The organism is Microbispora triticiradicis, from assembly GCF_005864065.1.
Classification (GTDB): domain Bacteria; phylum Actinomycetota; class Actinomycetes; order Streptosporangiales; family Streptosporangiaceae; genus Microbispora; species Microbispora triticiradicis.
The window spans coordinates 127,515-140,239 of record NZ_VANP01000006.1; the positions used below are offsets into that span (position 1 = coordinate 127,515).

General features: G+C 71.7%; 9 protein-coding genes. 6 read left to right on the forward strand and 3 right to left on the reverse strand.

Annotated elements, in window-relative coordinates:
* The first annotated feature begins 91 nt into the window (after positions 1-91).
* From FED44_RS17335 to FED44_RS17355, 5 genes are all read left to right on the forward strand, one after another.
* A complete protein-coding gene (locus tag FED44_RS17335) occupies positions 92-340 on the forward strand; it encodes a hypothetical protein (RefSeq protein WP_138461301.1) in 249 nt (82 codons plus the stop codon).
* Entirely contained in the window at positions 337-738 is a 402-nt protein-coding gene (locus tag FED44_RS17340; protein ID WP_138461302.1) for a DNA-binding protein, read from the forward strand. The genes FED44_RS17335 and FED44_RS17340 overlap by 4 nt, the downstream gene beginning before the upstream one ends.
* Before the next feature lie 72 nt (positions 739-810).
* Positions 811-1,911 carry an HNH endonuclease gene (locus FED44_RS17345; protein WP_208759031.1) on the forward strand — a complete coding sequence of 367 codons (1,101 nt, stop codon included), beginning with the start codon at positions 811-813 and terminating at the stop codon, positions 1,909-1,911.
* A 15-nt stretch (positions 1,912-1,926) separates the two neighbouring features.
* Positions 1,927-4,854 (forward strand): DEAD/DEAH box helicase, encoded by a 2,928-nt coding sequence (locus FED44_RS17350; RefSeq protein ID WP_138461304.1) that lies wholly within the window; start codon positions 1,927-1,929, stop codon positions 4,852-4,854.
* A complete protein-coding gene (locus FED44_RS17355) occupies positions 4,851-6,047 on the forward strand; it encodes a hypothetical protein (protein ID WP_138461305.1) in 1,197 nt (398 codons plus the stop codon). The genes FED44_RS17350 and FED44_RS17355 overlap by 4 nt, the downstream gene beginning before the upstream one ends.
* 31 nt (positions 6,048-6,078) lie before the next feature.
* On the opposite strand, the gene FED44_RS17360 is transcribed toward FED44_RS17355, so the two are convergent.
* Together FED44_RS17360 and FED44_RS17365 are read right to left on the reverse strand one after the other, a co-directional pair.
* Positions 6,079-7,914, reverse strand: coding sequence for an ATP-binding cassette domain-containing protein (locus tag FED44_RS17360; RefSeq protein ID WP_138461306.1), 1,836 nt, complete (start codon positions 7,912-7,914; stop codon positions 6,079-6,081).
* Positions 7,911-9,800: an ABC transporter ATP-binding protein gene (locus FED44_RS17365; protein ID WP_208759032.1), complete on the reverse strand. Its 1,890-nt coding sequence runs from the start codon at positions 9,798-9,800 to the stop codon at positions 7,911-7,913. Before FED44_RS17365 ends, FED44_RS17360 begins: the two co-directional genes overlap by 4 nt.
* A gap of 330 nt (positions 9,801-10,130) precedes the next feature.
* On the opposite strand from FED44_RS17365, the gene aspS reads away from it, so the two are divergent.
* On the forward strand, positions 10,131-11,429 hold the full coding sequence (aspS, locus tag FED44_RS17370) for an aspartate--tRNA(Asn) ligase (RefSeq protein WP_117410169.1): 1,299 nt from the start codon (positions 10,131-10,133) through the stop codon (positions 11,427-11,429).
* A 20-nt stretch (positions 11,430-11,449) separates the two neighbouring features.
* Here aspS and FED44_RS17375 read toward each other — a convergent pair whose 3' ends face one another.
* The gene (locus FED44_RS17375; RefSeq protein WP_464515800.1) at positions 11,450-12,694 is read right to left on the reverse strand and encodes an ABC transporter permease; all 1,245 of its coding nucleotides are present in this window, start codon (positions 12,692-12,694) and stop codon (positions 11,450-11,452) included.
* Positions 12,695-12,725 lie beyond the last annotated feature (31 nt).

Below are 12,725 nucleotides of genomic sequence, written 5' to 3' on the forward strand. Positions count from 1 at the left end.
CCCCTCTACAGCCGGCCTCACCCGTTTCGCCATTCGGAGATCCGGCCCGAGACCGGTCCCACTGAAACGCATACCGCAGTATGATTGCCCTATGGCCGATACGACGCGCATCACAGTGACGTTGCCGAACGAGCAGGTCGCCGAACTCAGGAAGATCACAGACAACGTCTCCGGGTATGTCGCCGAGGCGGTGGCACGCCAACTGCGACACCAACTCCTGGGCACCGACTTGCTGCGTCACCAGGAGGAACACGGGGAGTTCACCGAGGAGGAACTGGCCCAGGCCCGCGTCAGTATCTTCGGGACGGCCGATTCCGGCGGTCCAGCGAGCGCGGCGTGATCGATCACGTCGAAACCGTCGTCCTCGACTCTCAAGGGCTTTCCGCCTGGATCGCGCAGGATCGCAAGATCCTCGCAATGTTCCAGGTGTTACATTCCATGGGTGCCGATTTCGTTGTCGGCGCCAACACCATTGTGGAAGTCAGCCACGCACGAGTGGACGTACCGCGCCTGCAGTGGGTGCTCTCCCGGGTGAAGGTCGAGCCGGTGACCGAGAGCGCGGCGAAGAGGTCCGCTGAACTGCTCAAGGCCACAGGCCTGCACGGCCACAAGTACGCGATCGACGCGACGATCGCCGAGATGGCGTTGCGTCAGCCGGGCCCCGTGACAATGCTGACCTCCGACATCGACGACATGGCCCGGTTGTGCGGCGGCCGCGTCCGGCTCATCGGCATCTGAACGCGTTACCGGAGCGCTCGGGTTTCGTTGAACGATCTGATCCGGATGAGTTCGGATCGCTACTATCTTCGGGTGGCGCAAGCTCAGCGCAGGCGCATTCCCGATGAAACTCGGCGCGCGCTCTTCGACGCGACCGACAGAAAATGCACCATATGCCGCAGGCCTCTGGACATCGAAGGCGGCACCCGCCACATCGGCGAGATGGGCCACATCGCGCCGCACTCCCCCGACGGGCCTCGCCGGGAGGCGGCCAGGCCGGCCGAGGTGGACGGCTTCGACAATCTCATGCTGCTGTGCCCGAGCTGTCATCGAACCATCGACAAGGAGCCGGATCTGTGGCCGGAGCCCTATCTGCGCGCCATCAAGGCCGAGCATGAGGGGTGGGTGGTCGTCGAGCGATCCCGGCCGGAGCCGCGGAGACGACCCGGCGGAGAGCCGGCCGGCATCGGCGGCACCGTCGAGATCGAGGGCGTCGCCTACCACGTCGCGGGAGATCCCGAGGAGGAGAGGTCCGCGGACGGCACGGCGATCGCGTCCCGGGCGTTCGCGCTCACGCCGGACGGCGGTCACGTCTGGATCCGCAGGATCGCCGCCAGGTCGCCCGGTCCCGCGGTCCTGGAATGGCGCGCCGCTCTGGCCGGCGAGGCCGGCCTGCTCGCCGAAGCGCTCCCCGGCCTGCCGCCGCGGGTCGCCGCGTCCGTGACGCCGGAGACGGCGGTGCTGGTCACCGCGGTTCCTTCGTTCACCACCCTCGCCGGTTTCTACGACGGCCGGGGCCGGGAGGCCGAGGCCGTACGCGTCCTGGGCAGCGGAGTCGCGGGGCTGTGCGAAGGGCTGGCCTCCCTGCACGACAGAGGGCTCGCCCATGGCGCCGTCAGCCCCGATTCGATCATGACCGACCGGGCGGGGTCGCTGTTCCTGCGCGACGCCGGCCATGCGTTCCTGCGCCCCGATCAGGCCGCAGAGCCCGCCGAGCCCGCCGAGGACGTCCGCCGGCTGGCCGAGCTGATCCACGTCATCGTGACCGGGCGTCCGCCCATACCGCTGGTCTCGGCCGCGGTCCTGAACCCCGCCGTGCCGGAGCGCTTCGCCCACGCTCTCGATCGGGCGCTGTCCTCCGACCCGGCCGAACGCGGCCACATCCTGGAGCTCGGCGAAGGTCTCCGCATCTGAACGAAGGAGCAGACGGTGGAGGGAAGGATCGTCGACCTCGGTGCCGAGGCCGGTCTGGTCTGGTCGCAGAAGTTCCCCGGGACGCTGGTCAAACAGCGCGAACGCCACCCCCTCCTGCCGGGCATGGAAGGGATCAGCCGGGACCTGTGGGCGGCCGGGCCGCAGAATCCGGTCCCCGCCCGCCTGCAGCGCGGCCGGGGAGACCGTGGCGACTTCCTCAAGATCTATGTCGACGGCCGGTACGCCCTCATGCTCTTCCCCACCCGGGACCTGCGCGGCTACTGGGTCGGCGGCATCCATCCGATGCACTTCGACGACCATGACCAGATCGTCCGGGGCGCCCTGCTGCTGCGCGCCGGGCGCTGGCGGGTCTTCGACAGCCCGCACGACCTGCGTCATTCCTCCGGCTGGCCGATGATCCAGAGCGCCTGGAGCGCCGGCGTCGGCGTGCCGCCGGGGGGAGAGCCCACGCTCCCGCCCGCCCACGCCGCCTATCTCGACCGTCTCACCACGCTGGTGGAGCAGGGACGGCGGATCGAGGCGTCGGCCGGGGACGCCCGCCGTCTCGTCCCGTACCGGCGGGTCACCCCGGTGGCCGCGACCCGCCGCTCCGCCCGGTCGGTGCACTCCTTCCAGCTCATCGACGCCAACCGGCTGACGGCGGGCACCCGCGTCCACATCGACGGCGAGCCCGACCTACGCGGCCGGATCGAACGGATCGACGAGGCGGTGGCGACGGTGCGGTTCGAACGGCCGGTGGACTTCGCCCGGATCCCCGAGAGCGGCGCGTTCGCCGAGACGCCGAACCTCATCACCTACGACAAGGAACGCGAGGCCATCGAGATCCTGCGGGAGGGCCGCGCCCGCAACCCGCTGCTGCTGACGGCGCTGGTCGACCGCAGGTTCCAGACCTTCGCCCCCGCGCTCCGGAGCCGTCCCCGTGAACCCCTGGACGCCAGCCAGCTCAGCGCCTTCCGCAAAGCGCTGACCGTTCCCGACCTGGCGCTCATCCAGGGACCCCCCGGCACCGGCAAGACGCACACCATCCGGCAGGTCGTCCTGGCCTGCGCGGAGGAGCACCGCAAGGTCCTCATCTCCTCCTTCACCAACCGCGCGGTCGACAATGTGCTCAAGGACCTGCCGGAGGACCTGCTGGTGCTGCGGGTCGGGAGGGAGGACGGCATCACCCCCGGCTGCGAGCACCTGACACTCGAGGCGCGGGCGGTCGAACTGCAGCGGCTCATCGCCGGCCGTACCGAGCCCCTTCTCGCCCGTTACGGCGCCGCGGCGCCGGACGGCCCGGCGGACGCGCTGTTCCGGCAGCTGACCGAGGACATGCGGCGTCTCGACGACGCCGGAGCCCAGGTCCGGCGCAGCGCCGCGGCCGCCGACGAGCGCGAGGACGTCGTGGCCGCCGACCTCAAACGGCGGGCGGCGTCCCTGGACGACGCGGGGAGCCGCCACGGGGAGCTGCTCACCGAACGCGTCCACGACCTCCAGCGGCTCGACCGGGCACTGGCCCGCGCCCGGCGAGCCGCCGAGCTTCCGCTGGTCGGCCTGTTCTTCCGGCGCCGGCTCACCCGGCTCCAGGCGAACCGGTCCAGGGCGAGCGCCGAGGCCGAGGGCATCCGCCGGACGCTCGACGCGATCGCGCGGGACCTGGCGCGGGTCGCCGCCGAACTCGATCACGTCCGTGCCACGCACCCCGACCTGGTGGCCGCGCGCCAGGCCCATGAGCGCGATCTGGCCGAACAGCGGTCACGGGCCGAGCGGGCCGAGCGCGTCGCCACGTCCTTGCGGGAGTTGCTCGACGGCGAGCATCCCGAGATCGCCCCCGACCCCGCGAGGCTGGCCGCCTTCCTGTCCGCCGCCGGCTCCGCGCTCGGCCTGATGCGCAGACGGCTGGACCTGCTGACCTCCTGGAGGGAGAAGCTCGAACGGCGGACCGATCAGCTGTACGGCGAGCTCGTCCGGTACGCCGATGTGATCGGAGCCACCTGTATCGGCACCGCGACGAGCGGGCATCTCGACGGCGTCGACTTCGACCTGGCCATCGTCGACGAGGCCGGCCAGATCAGCACGGCGGACCTGCTCGTCCCGCTGGTCCGGGCGCGCCGGGCCGTCCTCGTCGGCGACCATGTCCAGCTGCCGCCGCTGCCCGACGACCGGCTGGTCGCCTGGGTGGCGGCCGAGCACCCCGGCGACCGCGAGCTGGCCCGGCTCGTCACCGACAGCGCCTTCGAGCTGCTGTTCCCCTCGGCGCCTCAGGAGAACAAAGAGGTGCTGCGCTTCCAGCGCCGGATGCCCGAGAGCCTGGCGCGTTTCATCTCCGGGCACTTCTACGGCGGGCTGCTGGAGACCGACGTGCGACGGGTTCACCACGACGACCTGTTCGCCGCGCCCGTGGCGTTCATCGACACGGCGGAGCTTCCGCAGCGGCAGCGAGGCGACCGCAAACCCCGCGAGGACGAGCCCTGGCCCAAGGACAGCCGGCTCAACGATTGCGAGGCCCGGCTGCTGACACTCCTGGCCGCCCACTACCACGCCAGGTCCGACGACTGGGCGGTCATCCTGCCGTACGCGGCCCAGATCGGCCTGGTCACCTCCCTGCTCGCCCGGCAGGTCCGTGACGAGGACGCCGTCGCCCGCCGGGTGGCGACCGTCGACTCGTTCCAGGGCGGCCAGCACGACACGATCCTCTTCGGCTTCACTCTCAGCAATCCGCGCCGCGGTGTCGGCTTCCTCCGGGAGGTGCGCCGCTCCAACGTCGCCTTCTCCCGGGCCAAGCAGCGGCTGATCCTCGTCGGGGATCTCTCCACCCTCCTCAACGCCACCGACCCGGGCTTCCGTGACCTGGCGCGGGCGCTGCACGACCATGTGCGGGCCACGGGAGATCTGCGGAGCTACCGCGAGGTCATGCGACGCCTCGGGGAGAACCCATGAGCAGTGCGCCGGCCGACACGATCCTCTACGCCCAGACCCGCGCGCTGGAGCACGCCGCCGGCCTGCCCGGGATCCGTCCGTTACGGATCCACGCGCTCGCGTTTCCCCTGCACGCCGCGGAGCTCTCCGCGACCGTCGAGGAACGCGACCCCTTCGACCTGCTCGATCGGTACGTCGGTCTCGCCATCGCCGAGGGCGGGTTCACCCGCCGTGCCGACATCGCCGTGTTCCTGGGCCTGACCGAGCACACGGTCGACCGGGTGCTGCGCTTCCTGGGCGGCATCGGCCATCTGTACGGCACCGCCGACGCCCTCTTCCTCACCGAGCGCGGCCTGCGGTCGGTCCGTGACGACCGCCGCTACACGGAGAAGCAGGAACGGCTCCGCCTGTACTTCGACGGCGTAGGATGCGGGCCTCTCCGCACCGCCCACTACGCCCACGGCGTCCGGATCCTCGACCGGGACACCGGCCACGCCCAGCGGACCTTCCGCCTCCTTCCGGAGGCGTGCGGCTTCCGCCCCGGAGCCGTCCAGGAACTGGCCCGGCGGCACGACCGGGGCGAATACGACCTGCCCGACGAACTGCTCAACCTCGAAGTCCTGGAGGTGGGCCGGGCCTTCCTGCCCTGCTACGCCGTCAGGGCTCACGACGGTCACCGGCTCAGGACGCTCGTCTACTCCGGTGTCGCCGATCTGCGGGACGATCACCTTGAGGAAATCCTCAACTCCTGGCCGACGGCCGCTCACGTGATGGAGAGCGCCGACTCGGAGCACCCACGCGACCACTTCGCGGAGTGGATGCGCGAACGGGGGATCGCCCCCCAGTCGCTCTCCTGGGTCGACCACCACAGCTTCCGGCTCGTCCTCCCCCCGTCCCGCTACACCGACCGCTACTCCGACCGCGAGGACGGGACGCGCGGGAAGGGCACCTTCTCTCTGGCGATGCTCGGCGCGTACGTGGCGCCGCGCAGCCACGTCCTGCAACTGTGGTGCGACGACGTCCCCACGCGGACGAGGGCCGTCCTCACCCGGGCGCTGGCCTACGCCACGGCGACCCGCCGTACGGTGCCGGAGGTGACGGCGTTCCTCGGCCGCGTCTGCCGCCAGCTCGAACCGGAGGCCGACGTCACCATCGACGATCTGCGCAGGCACGCCCGCAGGGCCGGATACGGCGTCCTCGACCTCGAAGAGTGAGAACGGCCGCCGTTCCGCCTCTCCGGTGCGGTCAGTGGTAGATGCGCTCCTGGAGTTCGTAGAGCTCCGCGTAGAGCCCTCGCCTCGTCACCAGCGCCCGGTGGTCGCCGCTCTCCGCCACCCGGCCCCTGTCCAGTACGACGATCATGTCGGCCATCCGCACGGTGGAGAAGCGGTGGGAGACGAACAGGGTGATCCCGCCGGATCGCCGGCCGGTGTCGGCCGACAGGTTGGCGTAGCGTTCGAAGATCGCGTGCTCGGCGGCGGCGTCGAGGGCCGCCGCGGGCTCGTCCAGGACCAGGAGGAGCGGGTCCTCGCGCATCTGGCTCCGGGCCAGTCCCAGGGTCTGCCACTGCCCCATGGAGAGCTCGGTGCCCTGGCCGTAGCCGTGGCCGAGCAGCCCGGACAGCCCGCCGGGCACCGACGCCACGATCCGGCCGGCCCGCGCCAGCTCGACGGCCCGCAGGACCGCCTGCTCGTCCTCCATCCGGGCGACGTCGCCGACCCCCACGTTCTCCCGCAGCAGCAGTTCGAACCGGGCGAAGTCCTGGAACAGGGACGCCACTCTCGCCTGCCATTCCCCGGCCGGCAGGTCGCGCAGGTCGGTCCCGTCCACCAGGATCCGCCCGGAGGTGGGCTGGTAGAGGCCGCACAGCAGCTTGACGAGGGTGCTCTTGCCCGCGCCGTTCTCGCCCACCAGCGCCACCGACCCCCCGGCGGGGATCGTCAGGTTGAGATCCTCCAGGATCACCTTGCCGGTGCCCGGATAGACGAAGCTCAGGTTCTCCAGCCGGATCCCTTCGCGCAGCACGGCCGGAACGGCTCCGGGCACCGGCGACGTCCGGGACGGTGTGGCGTGGCCGCGCTTCCGCGACCCCCGCTCCCCTGCCTCGTGCTCCCGCGACCCGTGATCGCGGAGCGAGGTCAGCCGGTCCAGCGTCCTGCCCACGCCCTGCAGGCCGGTGAGAAGGGTGGCGGCGCCGGCCACCTGCACGCTCACCTGTACCGCCAGGGTGATGACAAGGATCACGTCGCCGACGCCCGCCCTGCCCTGCTCCGCCTGCCAGAGCACCAGCGTGATCGCGCCGCCGTAGGCGAGGGCGAACACGAGCTGGCCCGCCGCGCGCAGGGCGGCGGCCCGCAGGTGCGCCCTCCGCAGCACCGCGCTGGTCCTGGACCAGTTGGCGTCCTGCTCCCGCAGGAGCGCGGCCTCGGCGTGGAAGAGGCGGATCTCCTTGATCGAGGCCGGAGCGGTCGCCAGCGCGAGCAGGTGGCGGGTGCGGCGGGTGTTCTCCGCGCTCGCCTCCTTCGCCGACTCCAGGAGGTTCTGTGCCCACCTGCCCACCAGCACCGAGGGGAGCGCGGCCAGCGGCAGGAGTGCCAGCCGCGGATCGAGCGTGACGAGGACGACGGTGGTGAGCGCTGTCTGGAGGGCGAGACCGCCCAGCTGGAGCACTGACTCCACCGCGGTGCGGGTGTTGCCGAGTTCCTCCCGGACGAGGTTCACGTTGTCGGCGAAAGCGGGGTCGTCGAGGCGCTCCAGCCCGGGAGAGCCGTTGACGTGGCGCACCAGTTCCTCGTTGAGCGTGGTCTCGGCGAGTTCGCCGACCTCGAAGTACGACAGGTGCGCGAAGTGCCCGAGCATCAGTTCCAGGACGAGCAGGACGGCGACGCCCCCGATGACCCACGTCGCCACCTCCAGCCGCCTCGCCAGGGCGGCCTCGGTGAACTCCCGGAGCCCGAGGGCGATGACGGGCGTGGCCAGGTAGCCGACGGTCATCAGCCCGACGGCCCGCAGCAGGCGGCCCCGGTCCACCGCCGCGGCGAGGCGCAGCACGAACACGGCGCTCAGCACGATCCGTCTCATCTGGTGGATCCCGTCCCGGTGTCGTCGGCGCCGAAGCGCCGTGCCTGCAGGTGGAACAGGTCGGCGTAGCGTCCCCCCGACCTGAGCAGCCCTTCGTGGTCGCCCTGCTCGACGACCCTGCCGTGCTCGACGACCACGATCCGGTCGGCCCGGCGTACGGAGGAGAACCGGTGCGAGATGATCACCGTGGTCAGTCCGCCGGTGATGTCCAGGAACCGGTCGTAGAACTCCGCTTCGGCGCGCACGTCCAGCTGGGCCGTGGGCTCGTCCAGCACCAGCACCGAGGCGCCCTGCGCGACGGCGAGGAAGGCCCTGGCCAGGGCGATCCGCTGCCACTGCCCGCCCGAGAGGTCGCGTCCGCTCCTGTACCGCGGGGAGAGCGGGGTGTCCAGCCCCGCGGGCAGCGCCTCCACCACCTCCAGCGCGCCGGCGCGGCGGGCGGCCGCGAGAAGAGCGGCCCGGTCGGCCGACACGGCCGGCGCGCCGAGACCGATGTTGGCGCCGGCCGACAGCTCGTACCGCACGTAGTCCTGGAAGATCACGGCGAGCCGGCGTTGCCACTCCCTGGGATCGAGGCGTCTCAGGTCCTCCCCGTCGACGAGGATCCTGCCCTCTTCCGGGTCGTACAGGCGGGTCAGCAGCTTGACGATCGTGGTCTTGCCCGCGCCGTTGAGCCCGACGATCGCGGTCGAGCGGCCCGCCGGTATCTCCAGGTCGAGACCGTGGAGAACCTGCCGTCCCTCCCCGTAGCGGAAGCGGACCTGTTCGAAGCGGATGCCGCGCCTGGGGAGCCCGTCAGCCGTCAGACTGCCGCGGGGGACGTCCTTCTGGCTCCCCTCGGCCAGTTCCTCGAACTCGGTCAGGGCCTCGTAGGCGTTCAGCCCGTACTGCGTCTGGACGTCGCTCTCCGGGAAGAAGGCGCCGAAGCGGATCGCGACGAGCGCCGCCTGGAGGACGACGGACAGTTCGAGCAGACCGAAGTCGCCGCCGGCGGCGGAACGGCCGAGCCAGACCAGGAGGACGGAGCCGCCCGCCAGGCCGACCAGCGTGTAGCCCACGAACGGCCAGAACAGGATGCGTCGCCGGCCGGTCCACAGCGCCGCCAGATACTCCTTCGCGTCCGCGCGATGGCGGCGTTCGTGCCAGTCGATCAGGCCCAGCGTCCGGAACTCCTTGGCCGCCGTGACCGTCGTGCCGATGTCGCGCAGGTAGGTGACGCGGCGCCGCGGACCGGACAGTTCGTGCCAGAGCCCGCCGAGCCGTCCGAGAGATCCGCGCTGGCCCCGGCGGATCACCAGCGCGGTGCCCGCCGCGACGGCGCCCGCGATCGGCGAGAGCGCGATCCCGATGAGGACCACCGCACCCGCCAGCTGGGTGTACCTGGCGATCAGGGTGAGCCCGCCCGCGACCGCCTCCCCCGGCGTGGGCGGGCGGCGGCCGAGGCCGTCGCGCGCGTCCCCGAGCCTGCTCATGACGTTCTCCCGCTCCAGCACCGACATCGGGGCCCGCGCCAGGGCCGAGGTCATCAGGCGGTGGGCGCAGCGGCCGTCCACCCGGCGCGCGATCACCTCTCCCACCGCGGCCTGGTACGGCACGAGCACCTGCTGGAGGATGTAGGCGCCGACCGTGAGCGCCAGCGCGGTGCCGACGGCGCCGAGGTCGCCGGTCCCCTCCCCCATGGACGCGGAGATCTCGCTGAGCAGCACGCTCGTCCCCACGATGAAGGAGATGGGGAGCAGGCCCGCGAGCAGGTTGAGCACCACCGCGATGCTCAGCGGGGCCGCCCCGGCGTAGGGAAGCAGCCGCGCGAACGCGTGCCGGCGCTTCGCGGCGGCGGACGCGGTGGACACGGCGGCGGACGCGGCGGCGCGTGTTTCCGTGGTCATGCGTTCCTTCCGCTCCCTGAGCCGATCTCGACTATGATCGGGAGCAAAGCTGTGACGAAGCCAAGTAGGCCGGGACCGCGCGAGTCACGAGAGAGCCGCCGTCGCTGGAAAGGCGGTCTCGCCCCCCGGTCGAAGACCCTTCTGAGCTGCGGGGAGGAACGGCGGCGCCGTCGTGGCGGCCGCCCAATGCCCCGCCGGTGGGCCCTCGTGACCGGGCCGCAACGAGGTCTCGCCGGCGGCGGGGCGAAGGTGTGGTGGCACCGCGAGCGACAGGTCCCTGCTCGCCCACACCGGACAGGGACACCTACGGTTCTCGTCTGTGGAGTTGTCATGCGAATTCTGTCCTCCCAGGTCTCCAAGCATGTCGGGGAAGAGGTGACCGTCGCCGGCTGGCTGCACCGCGTCCGCGCGCTGAAGTCGGTGACCTTCGCCATCGTGCGTGACCGGGATGGTCTGGTGCAGGTCGTCGCCGCCGAGCCGGACCTGGTGAAACGCCTCGCGGTGCTCACCGAGGAGACCGTGATCGAGGTGACCGGGACCGTCACCGCCAACCAGCAGGCGCCGGGCGGAGTGGAGATCACCTCGCCGGCGGTCCGCGAGCTGTCCGAGCCCGCCGTCGCGTCGCCGTTCGACCTCTACCGGCCGGTGGTCTCGGCCGCGCTGCCCACCGTGCTCGACAACGCGGCGGTGGCCCTTCGCCACCCCAGGCTGCGCGCGCCGTTCGAGATCTCCGCGGCCTCGGTGGCGGGATACCGCCGCGCGCTCGACCGGCTCGGCTTCACCGAGGTGCACACTCCCAAGGTGGTCTCGTCGGCCACCGAGTCCGGGGCGAACGTCTTCGCCCTCGACTGGTTCGGCCGCAAGGCCTACCTGGCGCAGTCGCCGCAGTTCTACAAGCAGACCATGGTCGGGGTCTTCGAACGCGTCTACGAGGTCGGCCCCGTCTTCCGGGCCGAACCGCACGACACGGCGCGGCACCTGGCCCAGTACACCAGCCTCGACGCCGAGCTGGGCTTCGTGACCGACCACCGCGACGTCATGGCCGTGGTCCGCGAGGCGGTGGCCGAGATGGTCGCCACCATCGCCGAGCGCGCCCCGGGCGCGGTGGAGCTGCTCGGAGTGAAGCTGCCGGACGTGCCGGAGGAGATCCCGTCGATCCACTTCGCCGACGCGCAGGAACTGCTGGCGCGGGAGACCGACGAGGACCCGCGCGGTGAGCCCGACCTGGCCCCCGCGCACGAGCGGTGGCTGTGCGAGTGGGCCATGCGCGAGTACGGCTCGCAGTTCCTCTTCGTCACGGGCTATCCGATGCGCAAGCGGCCGTTCTACACGCACCCCGACCCGCAGCGGCCGGAGTTCTCCAACAGCTTCGACCTGCTCTTCCGCGGCCTGGAACTGGTCACGGGCGGGCAGCGGCTGCACCGCCACTCCGACTACCTGGCCGCTCTGGAGGCTCGCGGGGAGAGCCCGGAGCCCTACGCCGGCTACCTGGCCGCGTTCGCCCACGGCATGCCGCCGCACGGCGGGTTCGCGCTCGGGCTGGAGCGGTTCGTGGCCCGGCTGACCGAGGCGGACAACATCCGCTGGACCACGCTCTTCCCGCGTGACCTGCACCGCCTGGCGCCCTGACCGGCGGCTCGAATTCCGGTTCACGCGCACAGGTGCCGCTGCAGGCTGTACAGGGCGGGACCGAGCAGGACCAGCGAGAGCGCGACCAGCCAGCCGAGATGCCCGGCGGCGGCCGGGAGATCGCCGGTGATCACCAGGGCTCTCGACAGCTCCACCCCGTGGTGGAGCGGAGAGACCTCGGCCACGGCGCGCAACACCGGAGGGAGCCTCTTCGTGGGGAAGAAGACCCCGCTCAGCAGAGTGAGCGGGGTCAGCACCAGGGTGTAGAAGTAGGAATAGGCGTTGATCGCGCGGACGGTGCCGGTGAAGATCAGTCCGGCGCAGGCGAAGACCAGGCCGAGCGGGAGCAGGGCGGGAACGGCGAGCGGGGCGGTGCTCGCGGGCGCGTAGCCCAGGGCCGCGACGATCGCCAGGTAGACGCCGGTGTAGACCAGGCATCGGGTCAGCGCCCACATCAGCTCGCCCAGCGCGATGTCGGGCGGCTCCACGGGGCTGGTCACCGCCGCGTCGTAACTGCGGGCGTGCCGGAGCCGTACGAAGACGTTGTAGGTGACCTCGAAGACGGCGCCGTTCATCGCGGTGACGGCGAGCAGTCCCGGGGCGACGAAACTCGCGTACGACGAGCCGATGGCGGCTCCGTCCACGTAGAACCCCAGGCCGATCCCCATCGCCGCCAGCGAGAAGACCGGTTCGAAGAAGTTGGGGACGATGGTGGTCCGGTAGGACTTCCTGAACAGGGTGAAGTCACGCCACCAGATCCGCCGGGCGAGGGCGGGAGAGGGCGCGGGGAGGGCACGGCGCGTGCGATGCCGCGCGCCTTGCCGGTCGCCCGCACCCCGGCGGCCTGTCCCCGGGCCCGGCGGCGCGGCGGGAGTCACCGGCGCCGGATCCGCCGGTGTGGTCTCCTCCCGCCGGTCCAGGGCGTGCAGCGCGTCCTGCAGCGACGCCGGCCGGACGAGGTGGTCGCCGGCGCCGGCCGCCGCGAGGTCCCTGGTCAGGTCGGCGACCGAATCCCCGAACACCAGCAGGCGGTTGCCCACCCGGAGCCGCTCGCGCTCCCCGGCCCACGCGGGCACCGTGCTCCCGGCAACCGTGTTCTCGGCAACCGCGTTCCCGGCGGCCTTGTTCCCGGCGGCCTTGTTCCCGGCGACCGTGGCCTCCGAGGCCGGCAGATCGAGCTCGACCACGTACTTCGGAAGCGTCGCGGCGATCAGCCGCCGCGGGTGGGACGAGTGCCGCACCCGTCCGGCGCGCAGCACGGTCACCCTGTCGCAGAGGCGTTCGACCTCCTCCAGG